Origin of the sequence: Haloarcula sp. H-GB4, from assembly GCF_030848575.1 — an archaeon.
Lineage (GTDB): Archaea > Halobacteriota > Halobacteria > Halobacteriales > Haloarculaceae > Haloarcula.
The window spans coordinates 1,311,808-1,335,359 of sequence record NZ_JAVDDX010000001.1; the positions used below are offsets into that span (position 1 = coordinate 1,311,808).

Annotated in this window: 25 protein-coding genes and 1 pseudogene; 6 read left to right on the plus strand and 20 right to left on the minus strand. The window is 60.2% G+C overall.

All coding sequences use genetic code 11. The features are described 5' to 3' along the window. Positions 1–311 precede the first annotated feature (311 nt). Positions 312–1,967, minus strand: coding sequence for a tRNA uridine(34) 5-carboxymethylaminomethyl modification radical SAM/GNAT enzyme Elp3 (locus RBH20_RS06825; protein WP_306706814.1), 1,656 nt, complete (start codon positions 1,965–1,967; stop codon positions 312–314). A gap of 107 nt (positions 1,968–2,074) precedes the next feature. On the opposite strand from RBH20_RS06825, the gene RBH20_RS06830 reads away from it, so the two are divergent. Continuing rightward, positions 2,075–2,209 (plus strand): hypothetical protein, encoded by a 135-nt coding sequence (locus RBH20_RS06830; RefSeq protein ID WP_306706816.1) that lies wholly within the window; start codon positions 2,075–2,077, stop codon positions 2,207–2,209. A gap of 360 nt (positions 2,210–2,569) precedes the next feature. Then, positions 2,570–4,462 carry a methyl-accepting chemotaxis protein gene (locus RBH20_RS06835; protein WP_306706818.1) on the plus strand — a complete coding sequence of 631 codons (1,893 nt, stop codon included), beginning with the start codon at positions 2,570–2,572 and terminating at the stop codon, positions 4,460–4,462. Between the two features lie 3 nt (positions 4,463–4,465). Here RBH20_RS06835 and RBH20_RS06840 read toward each other — a convergent pair whose 3' ends face one another. The 7 genes from RBH20_RS06840 to glmS all read right to left on the minus strand — a co-directional run bounded on the left by RBH20_RS06840 (position 4,466) and on the right by glmS (position 9,750). Then, positions 4,466–4,954, minus strand: a complete 489-nt coding sequence (locus RBH20_RS06840) for a cupin domain-containing protein (protein ID WP_306706820.1) — start codon at positions 4,952–4,954, stop codon at positions 4,466–4,468. Positions 4,955–4,994: 40 nt separating this feature from the next. Beyond that, entirely contained in the window at positions 4,995–7,178 is a 2,184-nt protein-coding gene (locus RBH20_RS06845; protein WP_306706822.1) for a DHH family phosphoesterase, read from the minus strand. A 64-nt stretch (positions 7,179–7,242) separates the two neighbouring features. Continuing rightward, a complete protein-coding gene (locus tag RBH20_RS06850; RefSeq protein WP_306706824.1) occupies positions 7,243–7,506 on the minus strand; it encodes a hypothetical protein in 264 nt (87 codons plus the stop codon). 26 nt (positions 7,507–7,532) lie between these two features. Next, positions 7,533–8,165: a YIP1 family protein gene (locus tag RBH20_RS06855; protein WP_306706826.1), complete on the minus strand. Its 633-nt coding sequence runs from the start codon at positions 8,163–8,165 to the stop codon at positions 7,533–7,535. Between the two features lie 152 nt (positions 8,166–8,317). Further along, positions 8,318–8,896, minus strand: coding sequence for an NADPH-dependent FMN reductase (locus RBH20_RS06860; protein WP_306706828.1), 579 nt, complete (start codon positions 8,894–8,896; stop codon positions 8,318–8,320). Positions 8,897–9,005: 109 nt separating this feature from the next. After that, positions 9,006–9,176 (minus strand): hypothetical protein, encoded by a 171-nt coding sequence (locus RBH20_RS06865; RefSeq protein ID WP_306706830.1) that lies wholly within the window; start codon positions 9,174–9,176, stop codon positions 9,006–9,008. Positions 9,177–9,303: 127 nt separating this feature from the next. Then, positions 9,304–9,750, minus strand: coding sequence for a methylaspartate mutase subunit S (gene glmS, locus RBH20_RS06870; protein WP_101350135.1), 447 nt, complete (start codon positions 9,748–9,750; stop codon positions 9,304–9,306). Between the two features lie 248 nt (positions 9,751–9,998). Here glmS and RBH20_RS06875 point away from each other — a divergent pair, with 248 nt between their 5' ends. Beyond that, on the plus strand, positions 9,999–10,538 hold the full coding sequence (locus tag RBH20_RS06875) for a GNAT family N-acetyltransferase (RefSeq protein WP_306706834.1): 540 nt from the start codon (positions 9,999–10,001) through the stop codon (positions 10,536–10,538). 42 nt (positions 10,539–10,580) lie between these two features. Here the strand turns inward: RBH20_RS06875 and RBH20_RS06880 are convergent. The 7 genes and pseudogenes from RBH20_RS06880 to RBH20_RS06910 form a co-directional block, all read right to left on the minus strand. Next, positions 10,581–10,700, minus strand: a pseudogene (locus RBH20_RS06880) (A/G-specific adenine glycosylase); the annotation flags it as partial. Between the two features lie 129 nt (positions 10,701–10,829). After that, complete coding sequence (locus tag RBH20_RS06885) at positions 10,830–11,165, minus strand: hypothetical protein (protein ID WP_306706835.1); 336 nt, start codon at positions 11,163–11,165, stop codon at positions 10,830–10,832. Between the two features lie 2 nt (positions 11,166–11,167). Further along, positions 11,168–11,347, minus strand: a complete 180-nt coding sequence (locus RBH20_RS06890) for a hypothetical protein (RefSeq protein ID WP_306706837.1) — start codon at positions 11,345–11,347, stop codon at positions 11,168–11,170. After that, complete coding sequence (locus RBH20_RS06895) at positions 11,347–11,472, minus strand: hypothetical protein (RefSeq protein WP_306706839.1); 126 nt, start codon at positions 11,470–11,472, stop codon at positions 11,347–11,349. Before RBH20_RS06895 ends, RBH20_RS06890 begins: the two co-directional genes overlap by 1 nt. Before the next feature lie 222 nt (positions 11,473–11,694). Next, on the minus strand, positions 11,695–13,113 hold the full coding sequence (locus RBH20_RS06900; protein WP_306706841.1) for a hypothetical protein: 1,419 nt from the start codon (positions 13,111–13,113) through the stop codon (positions 11,695–11,697). Between the two features lie 520 nt (positions 13,114–13,633). Continuing rightward, a complete protein-coding gene (locus tag RBH20_RS06905; protein ID WP_306706844.1) occupies positions 13,634–14,569 on the minus strand; it encodes an A/G-specific adenine glycosylase in 936 nt (311 codons plus the stop codon). A 47-nt stretch (positions 14,570–14,616) separates the two neighbouring features. Continuing rightward, on the minus strand, positions 14,617–16,473 hold the full coding sequence (locus RBH20_RS06910; RefSeq protein WP_306706846.1) for a sensor histidine kinase: 1,857 nt from the start codon (positions 16,471–16,473) through the stop codon (positions 14,617–14,619). A gap of 158 nt (positions 16,474–16,631) precedes the next feature. Here RBH20_RS06910 and RBH20_RS06915 point away from each other — a divergent pair, with 158 nt between their 5' ends. Beyond that, a complete protein-coding gene (locus RBH20_RS06915; protein WP_306706848.1) occupies positions 16,632–16,958 on the plus strand; it encodes a hypothetical protein in 327 nt (108 codons plus the stop codon). A gap of 402 nt (positions 16,959–17,360) precedes the next feature. Next, positions 17,361–19,418 (plus strand): histidine kinase N-terminal 7TM domain-containing protein, encoded by a 2,058-nt coding sequence (locus tag RBH20_RS06920; protein WP_306706850.1) that lies wholly within the window; start codon positions 17,361–17,363, stop codon positions 19,416–19,418. A 159-nt stretch (positions 19,419–19,577) separates the two neighbouring features. On the opposite strand, the gene RBH20_RS06925 is transcribed toward RBH20_RS06920, so the two are convergent. Both RBH20_RS06925 and RBH20_RS06930 read right to left on the minus strand, forming a co-directional pair. Beyond that, a complete protein-coding gene (locus tag RBH20_RS06925; protein WP_004518082.1) occupies positions 19,578–19,853 on the minus strand; it encodes a PadR family transcriptional regulator in 276 nt (91 codons plus the stop codon). A 723-nt stretch (positions 19,854–20,576) separates the two neighbouring features. Next, positions 20,577–20,723 (minus strand): hypothetical protein, encoded by a 147-nt coding sequence (locus tag RBH20_RS06930; RefSeq protein WP_195156665.1) that lies wholly within the window; start codon positions 20,721–20,723, stop codon positions 20,577–20,579. Between the two features lie 59 nt (positions 20,724–20,782). On the opposite strand from RBH20_RS06930, the gene RBH20_RS06935 reads away from it, so the two are divergent. Further along, positions 20,783–21,502 carry a TFIIB-type zinc ribbon-containing protein gene (locus RBH20_RS06935; protein WP_306706856.1) on the plus strand — a complete coding sequence of 240 codons (720 nt, stop codon included), beginning with the start codon at positions 20,783–20,785 and terminating at the stop codon, positions 21,500–21,502. 4 nt (positions 21,503–21,506) lie between these two features. Here the strand turns inward: RBH20_RS06935 and RBH20_RS06940 are convergent, their stop codons facing one another. From RBH20_RS06940 to RBH20_RS06950, 3 genes are all read right to left on the minus strand, one after another. Beyond that, a complete protein-coding gene (locus RBH20_RS06940; RefSeq protein WP_306706857.1) occupies positions 21,507–21,989 on the minus strand; it encodes an NUDIX hydrolase in 483 nt (160 codons plus the stop codon). Further along, on the minus strand, positions 21,990–22,883 hold the full coding sequence (locus tag RBH20_RS06945; RefSeq protein WP_306706859.1) for a bifunctional methylenetetrahydrofolate dehydrogenase/methenyltetrahydrofolate cyclohydrolase: 894 nt from the start codon (positions 22,881–22,883) through the stop codon (positions 21,990–21,992). A gap of 69 nt (positions 22,884–22,952) precedes the next feature. Further along, positions 22,953–23,537 (minus strand): hypothetical protein, encoded by a 585-nt coding sequence (locus RBH20_RS06950; RefSeq protein WP_306706861.1) that lies wholly within the window; start codon positions 23,535–23,537, stop codon positions 22,953–22,955. Positions 23,538–23,552 lie beyond the last annotated feature (15 nt).

Consider the following 23,552-nt stretch of genomic DNA (forward strand, 5'->3'; position numbering starts at 1 on the left):
AGCAGGAACGAATCGCAAAGTAAGGTCATATTATCGCTGCTACCGTCCGCTACCGCCGGTTCTAGTCTAATAAGGGCCGGGACACGGCATTACAGATAATGCCCTATTCGATCCACTCCGCAAGCACAGCCAGCGCGTTGGTATACATATAGTACCTCAAATGACGTTCGTCCTTTCAATCGTCGCCATCACCCGCGGCGCGGTGGCGAGCCTCACGTTGGCCGGACACTCAACAGTGCAGTTCTGCAGTCTGGTCCATCGACAGGACACGTCACACGGGGACAGTAGCGGTGAAAATCAAGTCGGGGCTATCAGAGACGCTTGCTCACGTACGGGCCGTCCTGTTTGTACCCCAGTTTCTCCCGGTAGTACTGCCGGACACCGATGCCGGAAATGACGGCCAGTTTCGGGAAGCCGGCGTCCCGGGCCAATACCTCCGCTTTCTCCAGCAGTTTCTTCCCGTAGCCTTTGTGCTGGTGGTCCTCATCATCACCTTCCTGCCCGACACCGACGGCGTTACCGTAGACGTGGAGTTCACGCACGATTGCGGCGTCCTGTAGCTCCCGGCGCACTGGGTCGTTGGGGAATCGAAGCCGACAGAAGCCGACGAGCACGTCGTTGTCGAAGTCTTCGAAAGAGATGAAGTGTTCCGTGCCACCACAGGCCTCGTAAGTCATCACGTTGAGTTCGATGTTCTCGGCGGCGTCGTCGCTGTGTCCAGCCTCCCGACAGCGGATACAGTCACACGTCCAGTCGTGTTCTTCCATCCGCTTCCAAGCGAGTTGCCGGAGATTCGACTTCCAGACGCCGCCTTCGATGAAGTCAGCCGGGATATCCCGCTGGACGCGCTGAAGACGGGTGTAGCGGGGAATCATATCCTTGATTTCGGCGACTAACTCGGCGGCCTCGTCGTTGTCCAGTGGGTCGAACTCGTCTTTGCGCCACCAGTCGTAGGTGACGGTTCCCTCGACGATCAGCGTCGGGTATATCTTGAGATAGTCCGGCCGCCAGTCCGTCTCGTCGAAGATACGTCGGAAGTCCTCCAGACACATCTCCTTTGACATCCCGGGCTGGCCCGGCATCATGTGGAAGCCGACTTTGAACCCCGAGTCTCGCAGGCGACGGTTGGCGTCGATGGAGGCTTGGACACCGTGGCCGCGGTGCATCTCGCGGTTGATCCGCTCGAAGGTGGTCTGGACGCCCACTTCGACTTTCGTTGCGCCGAGGTCAAGCATCCGGTCGATCTGTTCGGGGTCACACCAGTCGGGCTTTGTCTCGAACGTCGTGGCGACGTTGCGGACGTCGGCGGTCTCGTTCTCCGCGATGACGTCCTCGAGATAGCGGAACTCGTAGTCGTCTTCGGCGAAGCTCACGTCCTCTGCGGGCGTCGGCTCTCCGTCCACGTCGAAGTCGTTCATCGCCTCGAGGGCTCGCTTGACGAACCACTCCTGATAGTCGTGGCTCCGGGCCGTCATCGTCCCGCCCATCACGATGAGTTCGGCCTTGTCGACGGGGTGGCCGATCTCCCGCAGTTGGTTGAGCCGAAGGGTGACCTGGCCGTACGGGTCGTAGTCATTCTGTTCGCCGCGTGCGGCCGCGGGTTCGTGACCGGTGTAGGACTGGGCGGAGGAGAACTCCGAGTCGGGACCACCGGGACAGTACAGACACTTCCCGTGGGGGCACCGCTCTGGCGATGTCATGATCGCGATTGGGGACACACCTGAGGCGGTCCGAACCGGCTTGCGCTGGAGGACCTCCTCCAGCACCTCGCGGTGCTCTTGTGGCGCGTAATCGAGTAGTTCGGAGTTTTTCGGCACTTTCGGCGCGGAGTACTCCCGGCAGACGTCGATCTTGGCTGATTCGACGTCGTCGCGCTCGACCTCGCCTGCGAGAATCCGGTCGACCAGCTCCGCACACACCTGCTGGAAGGTCTCTGTCTCGTCTGGGTCCGGCGTCTCCGTACTCATCGGCGTTGTGCGAAATCGGCGTCTCGGCCGAATAAGCGTGTCGCTCGGGTATCGTCAATGATGGGGCTAGCCGTGGGGTTCATTGTGCTGTCACCCCATGTTAGAGTATGAGCGGTGAAACGGACGACACCGGGAGCCCTGACCGGCCGACCTTCCGCGGCTGCGTATTCTGTTACAGCGCTGAGTGGGCGTACTACGGTGCCAAGAAGGCGGCTAAATCCGTCTCGTCACCGGATACGTAGGGCCCGTCGAATTCCGGAAACAATCCGGGGCCGTCTGCTCTCCGCCGCAGACGCCTTCATTATTTTGAGTGATACTGCGGGTAAGTCGCTACATATTGACCAAAGCGTGAGAACGACTGTCGATACGTCACTTCTGGTGTTGGCGATCCGCTGTATCGTGAGCGGCCGGTAACACGACTGCCGCCCAGAGAGCGGCGATAGACTAATTTCTAGAAACGACGACCGGTTCTCCGGCCACGACGGACGCACCGAGCGACACTATATTCCTCCGGTAAGGGCATGAACGCGACGATACCGCAGTTCAAGCATTGATAATCTGCGCGAAAGGGTTAATTTGCGGTACTCGAACGATGCGTACGTATGGCTCAGTCAACGGGAAATGTCGGGCAGACAACAGACAGTAATCCAAGCGTAGCCGAGCGGCTACAAAGCTTTGTATCCTACATTCCGGACGGCTCGACAATCCCGGACAAGCAGTGGCGCAACCGACACCGGAGCGTGGTACTCGTGACACTGCTTCACATCCCGTTCTTATTCGGACTTGGTATCTACACTGGGTCTACTCCGATAGCAGAAGCGCAAATCCCTGCAACCCCGCTGTCTCGGGTACTGCTACTCTGTGGGGTCGTGTTTGCCCTATCTGCAAGTAGCCTCATCCCTCGCTTCAGGCGGCGTGTCAGGACCATCCTCTCGGTTACGGCAGTATTTGTGTCGTCACTGGCTCTTGTCCAACTCTCCGGCGGCTATATCGAAGCCCATTTTCACTTCTTTGTTGGGATGGCGATAGTTGCTGTGTACGAGGACTGGGTCCCATTCCTGTGGGGACTGGCGTATGTCGTTCTCACCCACGGATACTTTGGGACCATCGACCCGAGTCGCGTCTACAACCACACGGCAGCGATTAACAACCCGTGGGCATGGGGGCTTATCCATGGTGGGTTCGTCCTGATGCTGTGTGTCGCCCTCGTGAACAACTGGGTATCGACCGAGCGGTCACGCGAGAAATCCCAGGCACGTTTTGAACAAGCCGAACAGCGCGCCTCGGACATCGATGACCTCCAAGCCAAGCAAGAGGAGATAGAGCAACAACGCGCCGAGGCAAAAGAAGCCCGTAAAAAAGCGGAGCGAAAAATGCAGGAAGCCGAGCGGCAAAACACTGAATTGCAGGAGACGGCCAGCAGATTCAGTGAGGCCATGTCGGCCGCTGCCGACGGTGACCTAACAGTTCGGGTCGACCCTGACGTAGCTGACAACAACGCGATGGTACAGATCGCCGAGTCGTTCAACAAGATGATGACGGAGACGGAGTCGGCGATGGAAGAGATACAGACGTTCTCTCAGGAGGTTGCGTCCACAAGCGACCAGGCCACGGCCGGTGCGAACCAGGCAACAGGGGCCAGCGAAGATATGAGCGAATCGATTCAGGGAATCGCCAGCGGGGCGGCCGAACAGCAGGAGATGCTCGAAACCGTTTCCGGCGAGATGACTGACCTGTCGGCGACTGTCGAAGAGGTCGCCGCATCTGCCGAAACTGTCGCGGAGCGGTCCCGTGAGACGGCCGAAATCGCTGACGACGGCGAAGAGACAGCACAGGAAGCGATAGCAGGCTCCCGGGAAGTCCAGACGGCGATCGATTCGACCGTTGAAAACGTGGAGCGACTGGACGAGAAAATGGCTGAGATCGGTGACATCGTCGAACTCATCGGTGACATCGCTGAGCAGACGAACATGTTGGCCCTGAACGCCAACATAGAGGCTGCCCGGGCCGGAAACGGGTCTGGCGGTGACGGGTTCGCCGTCGTCGCGGACGAGGTCAAACAGCTAGCCGAGGAGACGCAGGCCTCGGCGACCGAGATCGAACAGCTCATCGCGGAGACGCAGGCACAGACCGAAACCACGGTCACGGAGGCGCGGGGAGCCAAGAAGGATATGCAAGAGAGCACCGAAGCCGTAGAGGCTGTTGTCGACACGTTCTCGCAAGTAGCTGAAAACGCCGAAGCGACTGACAACGGTATTCAGGAGATCAGTGACACGACCGATGACCAGGCCGCCACGACCGAGGAAACGGTGTCGATGGTCGAGGAGGCTGTGGACATCAGCGAGTCGACCGCCGCGGAGACCGAAACCGCCTCCGCGACGGCGCAGGAACAGGCCGCGTCGATGTCACAGGTCAGCGCCAGCATCGAATCCCTTGCCGAGCAGTCCGAGCGGCTCCAGACGATGCTGTCGGAGTTCGACGTCGGCAGCCGCTAAGACTCACTCGTCCCAGTACTCTTTTTCCGCGTTCATATCGAGATATGTTGACAGCGTCCGGTCTGCTTTCTCGCCGCCCGGAGGCGATCCGGCATACAGCCCGACCATCTCCCGGTCGGGGTAGACGGTGATGTCCGGCTCCTCCATTGTCGAGACCATCAGCAGCCGGAGTTCAGACTCACCAGCTTCGATTTCGTGCGCGCTCTCCTCGCCAGCCGGGAGCGCGACGTAGTCGCCCGCTTCCAGCGCGTGCTCGTCGGCCTCGGGGCCGAGCCGGAGTGTTCCTGTTCCGCCCCGAACGAATATCGCTTCCTCGTTGCCCTCGTGGTAGTGGCGCACCCAGAGTCGCTTGCCCGGCGGCACGGCATAGAGACTCGCGCCGAGTTGCTCACCCCCGGCAGCGTCACCGATCTGCTTGCGTCTGAAGGTCCGGTCGCCGTGGTCGTGGTCGGTCCAATCGAGATCGGCTTCGTTGACGGGGCCGTCGCTCATGCCCGATCAGATTGCCGGCGGGGAGAAAAAGTCTGCCGCGTTACAGCTCGTCAGCCAGCACGTCGAGCATGGCGTCGAGGACGGCCGGGCGCTCGCCGGCCAGATAACGGATGGTGCCTTCGCGCACGCTCCGTGTCGCGACGCCGCCTTCGGGAACTCGCTCGCTGACCTCGTTGACCAGTTCGTGCAGGTCCAGATCGCCGTTGGCGCGGACGTACATCGTGTCCGTCGAGATGCCGAGCACGGCGTCGCTCTCGTCGCGAACGTCCCGGTGGAGTTCATCGAGCAGGAGCGACTCCGGCGGGAACTCGTACTGGTGGGTGAACGCGTCCGTGTCGAGGACGGCGATGTCGACGCCGTCGACGGTCCGGTGATCGAGATTGGCCCGGGCGGTGGACACCTCTTCGTCGACCTTCTCGCGGAACTGCTCGGCGATGTGGCCAGCCAGGCCGCCCACGTCTTCCTCGTCGTCGCCGAATACGAGGTCGGTGATGAGTTCGCGCTTGTCCTCGTAGGACTGGTAGTGGGCTTCAAGCGCGACGGCTTCGCGGAGTTCCGACACCGCGGTCTCGTCGTAGCCGGCCTCGCTGGCGGCGTCCACGTAGGGTTCTGGGATATCCTCCCAGAAGCTCACAGCGGGGAGGTGTTGCAGGTCGTCGCGAACGTCTTCGTTGACGTGTGCAGCGACGTTGGCCGCAAGCGCCGTCGAGGTGGTTTCGGAAACGGCGTCAGCCGAAGGTGAGACGACAGCGTCGACGGTGTCGACGACCGCACCGTCGACGTCGATGTCGTCGATGACGACGCTCGGTGCGCCGTACACGTTCAGCAGGTCGAAGCCGTCGAGGCTCTCGCGCGTGCCGCCGGCGGCGACAAAGACGAACAGCGGGAGCTTCTCCTCGTGGCGCTCCCGGTTGTCAAGCATCGTCGTCGTGTCCTTCGTCGCGTCGTCCATGTCGTAGACGCCGCCCTCAATCGGTCGCCGATCGAAGTAGTGATACTTCGCGTCGGCGCGGCGGTGCTGCTCGGTGACGAGCGGGAGCGCGGCCCGTTCGAGCGCGCTGCCGGCGAGGTAGCCGTCCGCAGTGTTGGCGTGGCGAACGATGACCGGTCGGTCGGTCAGCACTGCTTTCCGGATCTGGGTCGCCGCTTCGACCAGTTCGTCGGAGAGGGCCGCGACCGCCGTGTCTTCGGCGAGCGGTTCAGCCGTGTCGGGTCGGGCCTCGTCGTCGAGCGCATCGGCGAGTCGCTGTTCGACTTCTTCGCGCTCCTCTGCTTCGAGCACGCCGAGGTCCTCGGTCTCGACCTGCAGTTCGCCACGTCGCTCACGGACGTCGCCCGACAGTCGAACGTAGTCATCTTCTTCGACTTCGGGGTAAGCGCGGACACCCGCTTCGACGAAAGCCGCACAGTCGACGGTGCCGGTCTCGTCCTGCAGTTCGAACACCGTCGGCCCGGAGGTTTGTCGGATGCCGACGACTTCGCCTTCCAGTCTAACGTCCGCACCGACGTGGTCGTCAAGGTCGCCGATAGCCGCGGCGACCGGTTCATCGGTCGTCGCTTCGTCCGACTGACTCGCCTCGCTCTCTGCGTCGGCTTCCTCGTCGGATTCGGTCATGACGGCGGTGTTCGACCCACTGTCGTTGCCGCCGACGGCCGCAGTGCCCTCGACGCGGTCGGCGTCGCTGGCTCGGCTGACGGCACCGGCGCTTGTGGAACTCTCAGATTCAGACTGGCTTGCGCCGGAGTCGTCGTCCGCACTCGACACGTCGTCACTCTGGTTTGCGGACTCGTCGGCCGTCGACTCGGACTCGACTTCTTCGTCCTCCTCGTCATCTTCGTTCTCAAGTAGGACGGAATGGCCGATTTCCGGGTCGTCGACGAGGACGCCGCGGAACTCGCGCTCGGACTGGCGAATCGACCAGCCGAGGTCGACATTGCCGTTGTCCCGTACGTTTTTGACCTGAACGTAGACGTTGTCGCCCGACTCCCAGTCGAGGGAATCGAGCCGCTGGTCCAGTTCGCTCCGGTGGAGCAGCCCCGTTACGCTGTCGCCGATGTCGACGAACACGCCGAACTCGGCGAAGCCGTCGACACTGCCGCGGTAGTAGCGGTCGACCGATAGCTGGTCGGCACGCGAGCCACGGAACTCGAACAGGGCGTCCTCCTCGTGGAGGTCACAGATGCGTCCTTCGACAGATTTGCCGCAGATGATACACGAACCCATTACACGGTGCAAGTATGTCGGGCCTAAAACGGTTGTCGAATTCCGGCCGAACGAAACAGGTCCGCTATTCGAACATCTCTCTCTCCTCTTCCAGCAGTTCGAGCCCTGAAGCGACCGCTTTCGCCTGTTCCGGGAACAGAGCAACCTCGATTTCGCTTCCCTGTTCGTCTTCGAAGGCAATTTTGACGCGCTTGTCGCCGTATTCGCGAACGTCGACGCCGTCCACGTCGTACATCTTGATCGTCGCTTCCTTGTTCGACGGGCCGACGCTCTTGAACGCTCCATCCTTGAGTTCCAGCATGAACTGGTCGATGTCGATACTGAGCATCGTTCGGAAACGCATGCCGACGGACCCTAAAACCCGTAGTTAGCGGCCAGCACCGAGAGGGCCTGGAAGCCGCGGAAGCCGTAGCCGAAGATAATTGCGGCAGGGATGGCCCCGACGATCGCGGCCACTGGGAGTCTAACGTTGTGGACGACAGCGGTCCCAATCAGGTACAGCCCCGCGCCCCAGGCGGTGACGAGCACCCGGACCTCTGCGCTCGGCAGACCCGCCAGCAGACAAGGGGCCATCGCGTAGCACATCACCTGCACGGTCTCGCTGACGCCACCGCGGTCCGACGCGACGGGGAGCAACAGCAGTGTCTGCAACGCCGCCGTTAGATGCACCGTTGCCGGCGTGACGAACACAAGAATGGCAAACAGTGCCAGTACCGCAACGCCTGGCGAGAACCCGCCGATGGCGGGATAATCAAACGGCCCCGTAGACAGGAGTCCCCGTTGGGCCAGTTTGACGACGGCGTAACGGCTCACTTCCTCGAAGAGGACGACCATCGCCGCGAACACCAGCCCCGGGGCCTGATCACCCGGTCCGACGCCGGTGCGGAAGAACCGCCGCGGACGCCGCAGTATCTCGACCCACGCGCGAACAAGCGCGGTTGGCCCCCGGTCCCGGCCACCGGTCGGATTCTCGACCCACTGAGTCACGCCGGGAACTTGGGCGCGGGCCGGTTTGACCGTTTCCTTCTCTCGGCCAGTGGCCCCTTCCAGCACAGACACGCATAGCGGTCTACGCGGCTAATCATCTGCTCCTTCGAATCAGTCGCTCACGGCTCGGACACCCACGGCGGTCCTCACGGCTAATCATCTGCTCCGACGTTCTCCGCACTCTCGAAACACGCCGGGTCCGGTTCGATGTTCGCGTACTGGACCGCTTCCTCACCGAGCGTCGTCACGCGGTCTTCGATGTCGGCGTCGACTATCTGATCGTCGGCGATATGATCGCTCGCGTTCGGAACTGCAGCCTGGTGTGGGATGACCCAGCAGTTCAGCGCCCGACAGACCGAGCGAAGGTGTTCGAGCGCGGTGATCGGAAAGCCTCCACCGGCAACTGCCAGTAACCCCACAGTTTTGTGTTCGAACTCATCGAAGCCACAGTAGTCGAGTGCGTTCTTCAATACGCCCGAGTACGACCCGTGATACACCGGCGTCCCAAGCAAAATCGAATCAGCCGCGTGGACGCTGTCAGCGAACGCGATGGCGTCGCCTGCCTCACGGTGGTCGGCGTCGAACACCGGCAGGCCAAACTCTTGGAGGTCAAGCAGTTCCGTCGTCGCTCCGGTCTCTTCGGCGGCGGCGAGCGCGCGCTTGATGCCGACTCTGGTGTAACTCTGCTCCCTGAGACTGCCGACGACGCCGACGACGTGTGGTTCGGACATGACGGACCTATGGAGTGGGGCCGGTATATCGGTGGGGGAGACAGAGTGCATCGCTAGTCTCGGTTCCGCTTCCGGATTGTCACGACGACGGCGGTTATCTGGTCGACGCTCAGTTGTCGTGGTACACGTAGAGGAGGTTCGGATACGGGATGTATGCGACGCGTTCCAGCTCGCCACCGCTGACCTCCTTTTTCAGGTGAACGCCGTTCGACCCCTCAACCACGTCGTGGATATTCTTGATTTCGGTGCCGTCACTCAGCTCAGCTGTCATGTGTGACATTACACAGCCTACGCACCCTGGTCGTAAAGCGCCCCGGGCTGTGCGTGGTCGACAATAGCAGTCGCTGAAAGCAGTCCGGATTGCGCATGGTTCGCTGACGTGAGCGGCTGGAAAAGGTGTTCGTGGCTCAGGAGCCGAGCTGGATCTTCTCGGACGAGGCCTCCTCACGGGAGCGGTGGCCGAGGTCGGCTTTAAGTGCCTCGATAGCTTCCTCCGGGTCGGTCTCCGAATCGAAGACCCGGTCGAAGCCGAGCGCTTTGAACGTCTCCCGCGTCTCCTCGAAGGAGTCCTGCCCGACAGCGAGGTTGCCGCCGATGTACGTCGTCACGTCAAGTCCTGCTTCGTTGATCTGCTGCTGGAACCCTTGGCAGTCCTGCTCGGCGTGGCCGTACAGCGACGAAACGAGTATCGCTTCGGCATCATGTTCATCCGCGGCGTCGATGAACTCCGACTGGGACGACTGGACACCGAGGTTGACTACGTTGAACCCTGCCGCTTCGAACGCTCGTTCCAGAATGGTAATCCCAACGACGTGCGCGTCGGAGCCGATGACACCGAGGATGACTGTCCTCATACAAGACGATCAATGGGTGTCACCTACATAAACCTAATGATAAACCATGATATATAGTGAGAGTGATTCACACACAAAGGAGAGGATATTAGCCATGATAGCACAAACGAGCCGATAGACACAGCATCTATGGGACGCGACACGATTCAGCATCCGGCCGAGCCGGCGGGACTGCGCCGCCTATCGCGTCAGTTTACCCGGTGTGGAACTGGCTCGGAACCATCTGTCTGTCCGTCGCCGGGACACACATGACGACTATCCGCCGAGCCTTCGACGCCGACGCCGACGGCATCCGCCGGGTCGCACGGGCAGCATGGCACGACGCCTACGACTCGCTGGACGCCGAAGTCATCGACGAGACGATATCCGACTGGTACGCCGACCCACTGGGCAGCGCGCTCCACGGGTGGGCTGGCGGCGTCCCCGCCAACGACCTCGACGACATTGAGGCGACGCTACTGGTCGCCGAGCAGGACGGCGAAATCGTCGGCTTCACCCAGGGCATCACCATGCATACAATGGGAACGATGCTGCGGCTGTACGTCCATCCGGACCATCACAGTGAGGGTGTCGGGACGGCGCTATACGACCGACTCGAAGACATCTTTCTGGAGCACGACGTCAAGCGGTTCCGCGCGCTCGACCTGGCCTCGAATGACCGGAGCCGAGAGTTCTTCGAGAACCTCGGCTTCGAGCGGACGAATGTTCGCACACTGACTATCGGCGGCGACCCCTACGACGAGGCCGTGTATTCCCGCGAGCTATCGCCCGAGCAAGGCGATGACTAGCATCAGAGCGTCACCTGCGTGTCGTGTTACAATCAGTGGCGGTTACCGCTGTAGGCGCGCGACCGTTTCGCCATCGCTGTCGTCAACATCGACTAGCCCGTCGTCGGTTAAATCCGCAAGCAGCCCGCGGAGCCACTCCCGGCCGTGCTCCCCCTCAGGTGCGTTGCCGAAGGTCGTCACGTGTCGCCGTTCCGTGACGGACAAGGTGGCTATATGCTTCCCGAACAGCGTTCCGGTGTTGGGCGGGGGTCGTCCCCTCGCCGGGGAAGTCCGCCGCCGTCACCATGGACGCTATTCGGTCGTCGCCCGGGGTGTCCACGTCGGCTGTTCCCGGTCGGCGTCGGCGGGGTCGAACTTCCACAGTCCGCCGCGCTCGTACTGAACGCCGGGAAGCCACGGCAGGACCGTCTCAGCCCACGTCCATTCAAACCGGGGTTCTTCCCGATTGGCGACTGTCCGAAGGTTCTTCCCGGCGGCCCCGCTCGTTCCCTGTTCGCGGATATGGGTCAGGACCGCTCGGAACGCCCTACGCCACGCGAGCGACCCCTTCGCCTTCGCCGGGAATTCCACGGCGGACACGGCGTCCTGAACCCATGCGTTCACGTCGGCGTCGTCGGTGACGGACATGGTCACTGTTCACCCCCGCGTTCAGCGACGGCTTTCTGGTACTCGCCGGGGTCGTCAACCGAGGCCGGGTGAACGCCGTTCCGGTCCTTCAGGAACGCCGCCGGGCTGTCGTAGTCCGCCGCCGCGAATTCGACGTAGTCCTCGGCACAGAACGCGGAATGCGCCCGTTCGTCCGGCGTCATCACGCGCTGTCACCCCCGAGAAGTCGGTCTACCGCGTCGTTGTAACTTTCGTCTTTGTTCCGTTCGTCTTCAAGTCGTTCCTTCACGTCCGCGTGAAGTATCACGGTGGTAACTTCGACCGGCATTACAGCCGGACAATTTCCGCCATTAATTAAGACAATCCGTGACGCTGTAACCTTCAACCCCTGCTCTCCCCGAGTTAGCAATACAGGGACTGTGTTCAGTGTTGTCCCTTTCGCTAATGAACCTCGTAATAATGCCCTTCTTGCCCGTAGTTTGAGTCTGGAAAGATCAGGTACCCCCCCCCCCGTTTTTCAGATTATATATCAGCCAATCCAAACATCTGGTTAGTTATTAGACATAGTGAATTCGTATATTGCGTAGTCACTGTTTTGATATACCAGTGAGAAATTCGCAGATTGTTGCAGCGAAGGGTGTAGTTCTGGAGATTGCTGCTGATAGCCCAAACCCGTCACCAGCCGTCCCACTGGGACAACAACGTAATCTGTCGAAATCGGCTCCGATGTAGCTAGTTTACGGAGACAATCAGCAGACTTACAAGACTGAATTGTGCGCCGTTGTTCAAGTTCTGTTTGCCGTTCACCATGGTCCCACTCCGCGCCGCGGGGGGCAACAAGAGAACGTCGATCGGAGAGGAGCGGCCACCACTCAGCGAAGTCGTCACCTACCATGAAGCTTGCATTAGACTCGGTATTGGTCTTTGCCCACTCGGCTGCGTCCAAGCCACCACTCCTAATAAACGATGGTGGAGCGTTCGCGCCAACAGCGCCCAAACCAGTCGCAACAGGGACAATCACAAGGCTCAGCACGGCTAAGATGGCTCCGGCTTGTTTCAGTCGCCGCTCGTTGATACCTCTGGCGACCTTGGTGAAGTAGGTCGGGCCGTCTTTGACGAGGAACAGTGCTGCAAGCGTCACGAGTGGGACGATGATGAACCGGGGCCGGGGTGTGAAGTAGGTAGAAAACGCGAGCAAGAGGAGCAAAAATGTACGGCGTTTTATAAGAGCTGTGAGGGTTCCGAATAATCCCAGTGTTACCCAGAACGGTCTATTCGTCCCGCGCCATCCCTCGGTGTAAATTCTGTTGACGGGATTCCAGGTCCATTGAAAGAGTCCGTTCCTAGACCCAGACACGTTCAGGTACATCTCAAGGCCATGGTTGAGGATTGACGGCAGCAACCAGATCGCTGCCACAAGCAGACTGCCAACCGCGATCAACACACCCCACCGAAACGTCCGCACGGTTGGATCAAAGGCGAGAAAAGCCGCAAGGACAGCCAGACAGGACATGAACCCATAGAACGGATGTGTTGAGATCGCCAGACCGGTGAGTAGTGTGGCCACAGCAAGCAGACGGCCCTCCCGGCCGCGAAAGAGCCTAATTGAGATAGCAATAAGCGAGAGATATAAAATATATCCAAGCGTGCGAACCGTGCCGCCAGCGGTCACATGCCAAAAGTACACCGACGGACTCACCGCCAGAGAACTGCCAGCAAGGACGGAGATCAACTTTCCGGAGCCTGAATCGCGGACGTAGGTTAGGACCGCATAGGTTCCCACAAGTGTCGCCACAACATGAAATAGGAGTGGGAGCCACATCGCAGCCGTTAATGGGGAAATGATTTTTGCGACAAGTGCGGCGATGATTGCACCGAAGGGGGGCATCCCCATCCGGACACCGTCAGCCGTGTACAACGGCACTGTTTCGGGATATGTTGGGAAGTTGTTGAGGACAGTATCACCCACTGCGAAATAAAAGCCGCCAGCTAATGCCGGATACGTATGAGAGACGGCGTAATCCGCGATGAGTGCGACCGCGCACAGAAACGGTAATAAATAAACTGCGCAGTTACAATTTAACAGGTCGCTCGGAGAGAGATTCTGAGGAATTCGAAAACGCATATATTTACAATTAAGTGATAAGTTGATCGTGTTCAGTTGATTACGCCATTCGGGAAGTACGGTCTATTGATGTAAGCACCGTGAATACCTTCGGTAGTGAAGAACCGAAGGGTTCGTCTTCTGTGTCTTCAATGATGTTCAGAAATTCACGCCGAATTTCATCATGGGTCTGTAATTCCCCAGACTCGACCCGATAAGTAAGAGATTCGAGTTGGTCGCGCATAGAATATCCTCTAAGCCACCAGACCTTAATCTGTTGGTCGTAAATATATCGGTGTATCGATGGTCCACTTTACCTACGTCGGTTTTACCAGACAATCATTGAAATATGTATTTCTTTTATACCCGGAAGCGGCTGGTGCGTTTACTGTTGAAGCCGGACAATGGTATCACCATCCTGTTCAGCGAGTTCAACCAGCCCGTCATCGGCCAAATCAGATACCAGCCCGTGAAGCCATTCGCGTCCGTTGTCGCCGTCAGGCGCGTAGTCAACGCGGACCTTCGGTCCGAGGTTGTCAAGAGTTAGTTCGTCGTGGTTCCCAAGGGCACGGATAACCCGTCCGCGAAACTGTCGGCGGCTTCCCTCGAAGTCGGGCTGTTCAGGAACGTCTGGGGCGGTGAAGTCGCCTGTCTCGTAGGCGTAACACCATTTGCGCCATGGACAAGATTCTTCCTCACACCGGGGCGTTTTCTGACAGGCGACGCCACCCAGTTCCATGATTGCGTTGTTCCAGACCCGCGACTGCCCTGCTGGCATAAGCGTGCTCGCAGCCGATTCAAATGCCGAGTCGTCGTCTGGCACATCGAAGGCGCGATACAGGACGCGCTTGACGTTCGTATCGACGACAGCGTTCCCATTGTTGAACGCGAAGGAGGCGACAGCGTTGGCGGTGTAAGGGCCGACACCCATCAGTTCGCTGAGGCCGTCCGGGTCGCGGGGCCACTTGCCGTCGTAGTCGTCAATCACCTGACCAGCTGCTTCGTGGAGATACTTCGCCCGGTTGTTGTATCCCAGCGAGTGACTGGTCCAGAAGCCGACCACGTCCGAGCGGTCGGCCGCTGCCAGCGCCGCCGCGGTCGGCCAGCGGTCCAAAAAATCCTCCCAGGCGTCGACGACCCTGTCCAGTTGGGTCTGCTGGCTCATCACCTCGGAAACGAGAATCTCGTACGGGTCTGTCGTCTCTCGCCACGGGTACGAGCGGTGGTCTGCCTCGTACCACTCCACGAGTGCGTCCTGGACAGCCGACGGGTCCGCAGGCACGCCTCCCTCGCGGTCCGTCGCTGTCGACTGGTCGGTCATACCCTCGTTTAGCTCTGTCCTGATTTGTGCGTGGCGGTCGTTACCGCTTAGTCGTCGACCTCGGACCGTCCCCACTCGAACTCGGTCCCGTACCAGTCCGGCTCGTCCTCGCTGAACACGTCCGCGAACACGAACATCGCGCCGTCGGGGTAGGTCGTGTCGATGTACAGTCGCCAGCCGTGGGCCTCCGCGATGGTCTTGACGATAGAGAGGCCGAGCCCGGTTCCGTCCTCACTCGTCGTATGGCCGTACTCGAAGATGTCGTCGACCGCTTCGGTCGGAATCCCCGGCCCGTCGTCGGCAACGTAGAACCCGTGGTCCGTCAGTCCGACCGTGACAGTCACGTCCGGGCCGACGTGGTCGATAGCGTTTCGAAACAGGTTCTCGAGGGCTCGCAAGAGTCGCGCCCGGTCAGCGTCGATGGTTCGACTGCCCGCGACTTCGATGCTGGCGTCCTTGTTGTCGATGTTGTCCCACGCCTCGGTGACGACGGCCTCCAGCGGAACCGGCGCCGTCTCCTCAACGCTCGCGCCCTTTCTTGTCAGCGTCAGCACGTCGTCGATGATGGATTCGATACGGTCGTGTGCGTCTTCGAGTTTCTCGATGTGAGACTGGAGGTCAGCCGACTCCGTCTCCGGGTCCGACAGCCGGGTCGCAAGCAGTTCGACATGCCCTCGGGCGACTGTAAGCGGGTTTCGGAGGTCGTGGCTCAGCGTCGATGCGAATTCGTCCAGCCGCTCGTTCTGGCGTTCGAGTTCATGGCTCGATCGCTCGGCCTCCTTCCGGGCCGCCTGTGCCTGTTGTATCTGACTCCGAAGCGTGTCCCGCATATTTCCGAAGGCGCCGTACAGCCGCCCGAGCTCGTCCTGCCGAGCGGTCGAGATGTCAACACCCAAATCACCCTGTTCCATCGCCTGCGTCCGGCTTCGGAGCTGTCTCAGAGGCCGAACCGTGTGCCGTCCGAAGAGGTACCCTGCGACGCCCAAAGAGACGACTGCCGTCCCGACGACAGCGAGAAATCCCAAGCCAACGAGCCGACTCGTTCCGTACAGCGACTCGCGCTCAGCGCTCGTCACGACCACCCACGACGTGCCGTTGACGGGCGCGTACGCTGCAACACGGTCCCCAGTTTCGATAGTCGTCGTTTGGCCCGCTATTGCGGCCTGAAGGCCGTCCTGACTGATGGGCGCGGAACCGTCCTGGCCACCGATAAGCGGGTCCCCGTCCCCGGTGAGCAGTTGCGTCTCGAACCCGTTGCGCCCGTCGTGAAACTGCTCAGCCGGGACCCGGGCAACCAGCACTAGTGCCCCATCGCCATCGGGGACAGGGGTCACGAACGCCATCGAGTGGCCGTCACCATCCGTGTATGCTGTCGATTGCACCACTGTCTCGGTACCGGCGGTGTCATTCGTCGCCGCCAGTACGGGGGACTTCCACGCGGGTTCAACCGCCCACGGCGACCGGCCCTCTGTGTTCGTCTCAGTGCTGGCGACAACCATCTGGGAGTCGTCGACGGTGGAGACGTAGTGGAGCGAACGAATTTGCGACGACTCTGCCGTAGTGAGGTACTGTCTGACATCTGCGGACGTCCCAGTGTCGTACACACCTGCGGCTGCAATAGCAGTAGCCTCCGTCTCGGTGGTCGTCCGCCACTGCTCGATACTGTCGGCGCGATGGGTTGCCGACGTTTCGAGGTCTGTCGCCGCATCGCTGACGATTCGTTCCTGTATCTGCAGGTAGCTGCCGAAGCCGACGGCTGCGAGTACAACGACGATTACTGCCAGCGCGACAGCGAACTTCGCTGTGTAGCTCCGCGCGTACATATCCGGGACGACTGCGTGAAGCCGCTCTAGCAGCCCGTCGGGTTGACTGGACGCTGCTGTCTCGTCCCCACTACCTGTCATTATCTGATCTGAATCCTATGGTAGCTGACCGCTACACATCGTTATGTTCAACCCATGATATAATTTATCATATGTTATACTCGTAGCGATACGTGCTTCGAGGGAGCGTCCCCAGACGAGTCGTAAGGGGTTTCCTCGCGCTCGTCGTCCCCTTTCGTATGAGCCTTGAGGATCTACAGGATGATATCGAAGCGGTGTACGGCGACTTCGACGACGAATTCGAGCTGTCGATTGACCGCGAGACGCGCAACGAACTCGCGATGCTGTCAGTCGCACTCGATCCGGACGACCCGGATGAACTCGTCAGGCGTGCAGTTCATATGCTGTTTCAGTCGACTGTCGACCGCGGGACGCTGGATTTCCACCTCCGATCGAGCTACGACTGCACGTACGACGAGTACCTCTCGGGGATGACCTTCGACCAGATGACCGGGAACGACTTCCCCCAGCAACAGGACAAGGACGACCGGCGCTACCAGTTCTAAATCCAGAACACGGCGCGCGTGGCGAAGGCGCGGTTCGGCCTCGGGCAGTCAACACTGCTTTGAGGCCCAGAAACATCCCGAGCATCCCGCAAGCAGGACGAGACACAATCGTCTGAATCGACTCCGGGGATAGTTGCAAGCGAGTCGACATAGCTCCCACATGTGTGATCAGTTAGCAGTTAGTGATGGGAGACAGACGCTCGTTGCTTCTCATCCAAATATCAGCCAGCGAGACAGGCAGAAGATATGCCCCGTCACTCAGTTGTACACCCGCACGATGTCAGTCTGGTCGTAGGTGAAACAGTTGGATTCCGGCACAGATTGTGCGGATACCGACGCATATATAATCCACCTGATATATACGGGGAGAAGTTATAAAAAACGTCAAAATCATTCTTGGCTGTGGGATTAGCGCCCGGTCTACCGACGTGGATTCTCCTTGGTGCATTCGCGATAAACCTGGGAATCGCTGGAATCGCCGTTCGTCGGCGGAGCGTCCGCGGAGCAGTACCGCTCGCTGCGATAATGGCCTCTGTCGCGCTTTATTCGCTCGGCAACGGTGTTCTGTCTGCAAGCACGACAATGTCGACGTACCGGACTGGTCTCGTTATCAAATACATCGGCGCGGTCGGGCTCGGGCCAACACAGTTCTGGTTCGGGCTGACATACAGCGGCCGGGAATCACTCCTGACCCGCCGACGCTGGGCGCTACTGCTCGCTCCCCCGGTCATCGTATTCGGATTTGTCGTGACTGCACAGTCACACGATCTGATATGGACCCTCGACGGGTTCGTGCAGGGACCGCCGCTCGCGAGTCCGGAGCGTGAGAACGGCCCTGTCTTCTGGTTCAATCTCCTGTACCAGTACACTCTGATCGGGACGACGTACGTCATTGTCGGGCTCTTCGGGCTCAAACGAAGCGGTCGATACCGGACACAGGCGACCTTGATGTTGCTTGGCGGCATTATTCCGATGATTGCGAGCGTGGTGTTCATCTTCGGCAGCGGCCCGATGGGGTCCGCCGACCCGACAGCGTTTTCATTCACCTTTACGGGGATTGTTTTCGCTATTGCGCTCTTTCGCTTTGACCTCCTTGACTTGATGCCCGTCGCGAGACACACGCTCGTCGAGGAGATGTCCGATCCCGTCTTCGTCGTTGATAAAGACGAACGGCTTGTCGATGTAAATGAGGCTGGGGCGGACTTCCTCGATGATGAAGGGGCGGCAATCGGTCGGTCCGCGTCCGAAGTCATGCCGTCCTATGACTCGCTCCCAGACGGCGACGGCAGTGCCGACGCCGATGTCGTCATTGAGGCTGACGGCGGGCCGCACTACTTTGATATTAACCGTACAACGCTCACCGATCAAACTGGCTCAATGATCGGACACCTGCTCATCTACCGTGACGTGACCGATCGACGTATCGCTGAAGAGCGGTTCCAGCGCCTCATCGAGCGGTCTTCGGACATGGTGACAATTCTGGACGAAGACGGGGATTTCACGTACGTCAGCCAGCCAGTCGAGAAGATACTCGGGTACGAACCTGCGGAGTTAGTCGGTGAGAACGCCATCGAATACATCCATCCTGACGACAGGCAAGGCGTTGCTGAGGATTTGGCCAAATACGTTGACGATCACGGCTACTCCGGCACGTACGTAGTGCGATTCCGGGACGCAGCCGATAACTGGCGTTTCATCGAGGCACACGCAACGAATTTGCTTCACGACCCGTTCGTCGAGGGAATCGTTCTGAATTCCCGAGATGTGACCGAACAGCTACAGCGGAAGCAAAAACTGGAACGGCAGAACGAACGACTGGACCAGTTTGCAAGCATTGTTGCGCACGACCTTCGGAATCCACTGAACGTCGCTAGCGGACGACTGAGCCTACTTGAGAGCGATGTCGATGCCGATCACAGCGCGTCGATTGGGACGATTCAGGAGCAACTCGAGCGTATGGAGTCTATCATCGACGACTCGCTCACGTTGGCCCGCTCAGGTGAAACGGTGACTGAGACCGACGAGGGAGACCTCGAACTGATCGCATACGATGCTTGGCAGAGCGTCGAGACTGACGGAGCGACCCTCGTCGTCAAAACGACACTCCAACTCGATGGTGACCGTAATCGACTTCGGACCCTGTTTGAAAACCTGTTCCGGAACAGTGTCGAACACAATGAATCGGCCGATCTGACCGTCAAGGTCGGGTCCGTACCCGACGGGGTCGGGTTCTACGTTGAAGACACCGGGACGGGCATCCCCAGTGAAGAGCGTGACGCCGTCTTCGAGCAGGGATATACCACAAACGAAGAGGGAACAGGATTCGGCCTGGCTATTGTCAGAGACATCGTTCAGGCACACGGGTGGGATATATCCGTCACTGAGGGAGAAAGTGGCGGAGCCAAGTTCGTTGTCGAATGCCACGGGTCTCTCGTGGTGAACCAGCCGGAAACCACCTGACACCAAGCTGTTTCGTCAGCTGTGCGACATGTAAACGACGGCTTGTGTGTCTACGGCGATGACCGCCGTTATCGCACCGTGACCAGCTCCTGTTACTGGCGCTGTACCTGTCACTACCGACGATACGACGGCCTCGGCACAAGCCGCGGTACGACATCTTTAGAGGTCGACGTACTGGTCTTCCCACTCGCGCCGGGCGTCTATCTCACGACGCCCGCGACGCGTGAGCGTATAGAAGTTGGTCCGGCGGTCGCGCTGGCCCTTTTCCACCAGTCCCTTGTCGACAAGTGTGTCGAGGTTCGGATACAGGCGACCGTGATGGATCTCCTTCTCGTAGTACGCTTCGAGTTCCTCCTTGATAGCTAAGCCGTGGGGTTCCTCCCTGCCAGCGATCACGTAGAGAAGATCACGCTGGAATCCTGTCAAGTCGTGCATCGATTCTCCTATGTAATGATTTAGTATCTATACTGTTAAATATATCGGCCCAGAGAACTTGAGGTGGTTTCAGTAGTTTTGGGTCTCGAATTTTCTGTATGTAGGCCCTCAGTCATCGTTTTGTCCATATGGTAACTACAGTCAGTATATAATCATTCTCCGGAAACTGATTGCAGCAGTATTATTTGTCAGTACAGGAGAGAGATGGGCGGACTAGTCCTGTGTGAAATGGGTGATGTAGTTGGCCGCAACGTCACCGCGGCAGAGCACAGACTGATAACCGACACTCTGGAAGACAGATCAGAGGCCACGCTCAACGCAGTGGCCAGAAAGTCACGTTCACACCGGCGTCACAGGTGGCGTTTGAGTTGAAAGTAGAGTGCGGCGAGCCGAGGGCAGCGACGGGACACGCAACAGCGAGCTCAAACTGGTAGTGGTCCGGGAACGCGACAGGCACAGAGTTGTCCATCGAGTACGTTCTATCGTCAGTAATCACTTTCTGGATGTACAGAAATCACTCGTGTCAGGTTGTTTGCAGCGAAGTAAGTGGAAAGCGGTCGCGAAAAACGCGACCGCTTGCCGCCCTGAATTGGTCCCCGCTGACGCTTCGGCCCTCCAAGCGAAGCGTCACTTGGTCGAATGGGGCAGAATAACTTAAAAGTACCGGCCCCGTCCAGCAGATGTTAGTTATCGAATTAGAAGCGAATGTAAGCTGTAACTAACCTAGATGTGCTCCTCCTCAAGCGCCCAGCCAAGTGCTCGCTTGTAGTGGGTGAACATCATACGGACCCGCTCGTGGTCCATCTCCTCGTCGTCTAACTGTTCAGCAAGGAACTCGTACTGCTCGCGGATCTCGTCTTCCGAGCGCATGCGTTAGCGTAGACAGCCCTCACGGAACAATCTTGAGGACAGCCCTCTCAGCATCAGGTATGAAAGTCCGCGGGGAGCGCGAGTGTCAGGACTGTGGCACGCGGTGGCGGTACTACGAAACGGGAAGCATTGCCTGTCCGGACTGTGGCAGCATCCACAGTGTCGGCATCGACGAGCACACCGAACACACCGACACACCGGCCACGCTCGATTTGACGCCGGTGCGGAGTCGAATCGATGCGGATACGACCCGGGAAATCGCCGACACGGCAGCAGAGCACTGTCGGGAATACACGCGCAAGCGAGGGTTCATCGACGCGGGCGAGCTTCGCCCGCTCGACCCGACGTTCGTCGCCGCGGTCGAACTCCAGCATGTTGGCGCACACCTCTCTCGGGAATTGCGCAGCGGCGACCCAGCAGAGCGGTACTTCTACGAACTGCTCGGCGGGGCTGACGACGGCGACCGTCCGGCTGTCGAGTCAGTCCCGTCGGCCCTTCGCGTGCCGTACGGGCTGGCGATGGCGGCCGCCGTCGACAGCTATCAGCGGGACGTGCGGACGTATCTGGACGCCAATCCGGACCCTACTGCACGACAGCTCTCCGGGCGGATTCGCGACCATCGAAAGCGGGTCGAAGCGCTGGACGGCGATGTCGACCCCGCAGACGCGAACCGTCTCGTCCATGCGGCGCGGGACCTGGGTTCGTACATCACCGGCGACGAAAGTGCCTTCGTCAGAGCCGAAAACTGGCTCACCGGAATCGAGGACGACACGGTTTAACCGGTCACCGGAGCCGCCGTACAAGCGACTCGTCCAGACAGTTTTCAGGGACTGATTCCCGCCACGTGACGGTCTCTATCGATTCGCCGTCAAGGCCGGGGTCCGACGCGAGCGCCGTTGCATCTGCCGTCCCGCGATAGGTCCCGAAAAAGAACGTCGCCTCGCGGTCGCCGTCGGTTACTGTGACCTCGGTGACGGCAGCCAGTTCATTGACAGCGATAGGCACACCAGTCTCCTCGCGTACTTCGCGGCGCACCGCTTCCTGACGCGTCTCGCCGGTTTCGACGCCGCCGCCCGGGAGCTTCCAGATGTCGTCCTCGTAGACGAACAGCAGACGGTCCGCCGGGTCGGTGACGAGCGCGCCGACTGCCCAGTGGAGCCCGCGGTCGGCACGGCCACGGACGCCGTCTACGCCCGCCGTGTCACTCTCTCTGGTCACTCGGCGGGTGAGCACGTCCCGGTCCGCAAAATCCGCAAGCGTCGGCATTCAGGGGAGGTCGACGTCAATGTCGTGTTGCAGGCCCGTCGCTTTGACCGTATTGTACAGCAACATCGCGCGGGTCATCGGGCCGACACCGCCGGGAACCGGCGTGATCGCGCCGGCGACCTCTTTCGCGCTCTCGTACTCGACATCGCCGACGAGTTCGTACCCCTTCTCGGTGTCGGCGTCGACGCGGTTGATACCCACGTCGATGACCGTCGCGCCCTCCCCAATCATCTCGCCGTCGATCATCTCCGGGACGCCGGCCGCAGCGACGAGGATGTCAGCGTTTCGCGTCCGTTCGGCGAGGTTTTCGGTGCGAGAGTGACACACCGTCGTCGTCGCATTGCCGCCCGGGGCTTTCTGAATGAGGAGGTTCGCCATCGGCTTGCCGACGATGTCCGAGCGGCCGACGACGACGGCGTCCTTGCCCTCAGTGTCCACACCGGCGCTCTCGATGAGTTTCTGGATGCCGTGGGGTGTGCAGGGCTTGTACCGAGCGTCGCCGGCCACGAGTCGGCCGACATTCTCCGGGTGGAAGCCGTCGACGTCCTTCATCGGGTCGATGGCTCGCAGGACCGACCGGTCCTCGACGTGGTCGGGGACGGGCATCTGGACCAGAATACCGTTGACGTCGTCGTCGGCGTTGAGGTCCTCGATGGTGTCGTACAGTTCGGCGGCGTCCGCGTCGGGGTCGATGTCGATGTCGATGGCCTCGATACCGACCTCCTCGCAGTCGTCCTGTTTCATCGAGACGTACGTCTCGCTGGCCGGGTCCTCGGACATCAGCACTGTTGCCAGCGACGGGCGGTGGCCGGCGTCGGCGAGGCGGTCGATGGACGCGACCAGGTCGTCCCGAATCGACTGTGCGACGGCGTTGCCGTCGATAATCTCTGTCATTAGGTACAACGGCGGCGCGGGGCGGTATGAACGTCCCGGATTTCAGTCAGCCGCGACAGGCTGGCACGCTCAGGGACAGTCCGACTCGGCGATTGACTTCCGCCCGGCTCCCTGCTGGATGGCCCGTGTCACGCCGCTCGGGACAGCCACCGTCATCGCCTGCCCGCCGTACTCGTGGGTCTGGTCATGCCCCCGAACCACGACACAGCCCACGTCGTTTGGAACCGTAATCGTCTCCGACCGGGTGAACGGGGCCGTCGAGTGAGCGTGCCGGAGGCCCCGGCGCCCGAGTCGGTCGCCCGCCAGCGTCTCGACTTGCCACCAGTTCGCGTAGCCGTCCTCGCCGTCGTCATCGTGGTAGAGTGTTACGTCGAAGCGGTAGTCGCCGCTCCCCTCGTCCGTGAGTTCGACGCCGACGACGTTGGCCTCCCGCAGGTCGAGCGCCTCGGCATCAGTTGTCTGGCCAGCACTGGCCCGCTCGGCTGTGGCAGTAACAGTATCTGTCTCTGACGCTGTTGTTGTGGGCTCACTCCCGCCACCATCGCTGTGTCCGGTTTCCTCCCCTGACTCGACCTCAAACTGCGTACAGCCGGCGAGTGTTGACAGGGAGGCACCCAGTGCATAGAGCATCCGGCGTCGGGTTGCGCGGAGCATACCAGACGTGTCGGC

Coding starts and splice junctions, on each gene's coding strand:
- RBH20_RS06825 (WP_306706814.1), bottom strand. CDS start 1,967: ATGAGTACGGAGACGCCGGACCCAGACGAGACAGAGACCTTCCAGCAG.
- RBH20_RS06830 (WP_306706816.1), top strand. CDS start 2,075: ATGAGCGGTGAAACGGACGACACCGGGAGCCCTGACCGGCCGACCTTC.
- RBH20_RS06835 (WP_306706818.1), top strand. CDS start 2,570: ATGGCTCAGTCAACGGGAAATGTCGGGCAGACAACAGACAGTAATCCA.
- RBH20_RS06840 (WP_306706820.1), bottom strand. CDS start 4,954: ATGAGCGACGGCCCCGTCAACGAAGCCGATCTCGATTGGACCGACCAC.
- RBH20_RS06845 (WP_306706822.1), bottom strand. CDS start 7,178: ATGGGTTCGTGTATCATCTGCGGCAAATCTGTCGAAGGACGCATCTGT.
- RBH20_RS06850 (WP_306706824.1), bottom strand. CDS start 7,506: ATGCTCAGTATCGACATCGACCAGTTCATGCTGGAACTCAAGGATGGA.
- RBH20_RS06860 (WP_306706828.1), bottom strand. CDS start 8,896: ATGTCCGAACCACACGTCGTCGGCGTCGTCGGCAGTCTCAGGGAGCAG.
- RBH20_RS06865 (WP_306706830.1), bottom strand. CDS start 9,176: ATGTCACACATGACAGCTGAGCTGAGTGACGGCACCGAAATCAAGAAT.
- glmS (WP_101350135.1), bottom strand. CDS start 9,750: ATGAGGACAGTCATCCTCGGTGTCATCGGCTCCGACGCGCACGTCGTT.
- RBH20_RS06875 (WP_306706834.1), top strand. CDS start 9,999: ATGACGACTATCCGCCGAGCCTTCGACGCCGACGCCGACGGCATCCGC.
- RBH20_RS06885 (WP_306706835.1), bottom strand. CDS start 11,165: ATGTCCGTCACCGACGACGCCGACGTGAACGCATGGGTTCAGGACGCC.
- RBH20_RS06890 (WP_306706837.1), bottom strand. CDS start 11,347: ATGACGCCGGACGAACGGGCGCATTCCGCGTTCTGTGCCGAGGACTAC.
- RBH20_RS06895 (WP_306706839.1), bottom strand. CDS start 11,472: ATGCCGGTCGAAGTTACCACCGTGATACTTCACGCGGACGTGAAGGAA.
- RBH20_RS06905 (WP_306706844.1), bottom strand. CDS start 14,569: ATGACCGACCAGTCGACAGCGACGGACCGCGAGGGAGGCGTGCCTGCG.
- RBH20_RS06910 (WP_306706846.1), bottom strand. CDS start 16,473: ATGACAGGTAGTGGGGACGAGACAGCAGCGTCCAGTCAACCCGACGGG.
- RBH20_RS06915 (WP_306706848.1), top strand. CDS start 16,632: ATGAGCCTTGAGGATCTACAGGATGATATCGAAGCGGTGTACGGCGAC.
- RBH20_RS06925 (WP_004518082.1), bottom strand. CDS start 19,853: ATGCACGACTTGACAGGATTCCAGCGTGATCTTCTCTACGTGATCGCT.
- RBH20_RS06930 (WP_195156665.1), bottom strand. CDS start 20,723: ATGCGCTCGGAAGACGAGATCCGCGAGCAGTACGAGTTCCTTGCTGAA.
- RBH20_RS06935 (WP_306706856.1), top strand. CDS start 20,783: ATGAAAGTCCGCGGGGAGCGCGAGTGTCAGGACTGTGGCACGCGGTGG.
- RBH20_RS06940 (WP_306706857.1), bottom strand. CDS start 21,989: ATGCCGACGCTTGCGGATTTTGCGGACCGGGACGTGCTCACCCGCCGA.
- RBH20_RS06945 (WP_306706859.1), bottom strand. CDS start 22,883: ATGACAGAGATTATCGACGGCAACGCCGTCGCACAGTCGATTCGGGAC.
- RBH20_RS06950 (WP_306706861.1), bottom strand. CDS start 23,537: ATGCTCCGCGCAACCCGACGCCGGATGCTCTATGCACTGGGTGCCTCC.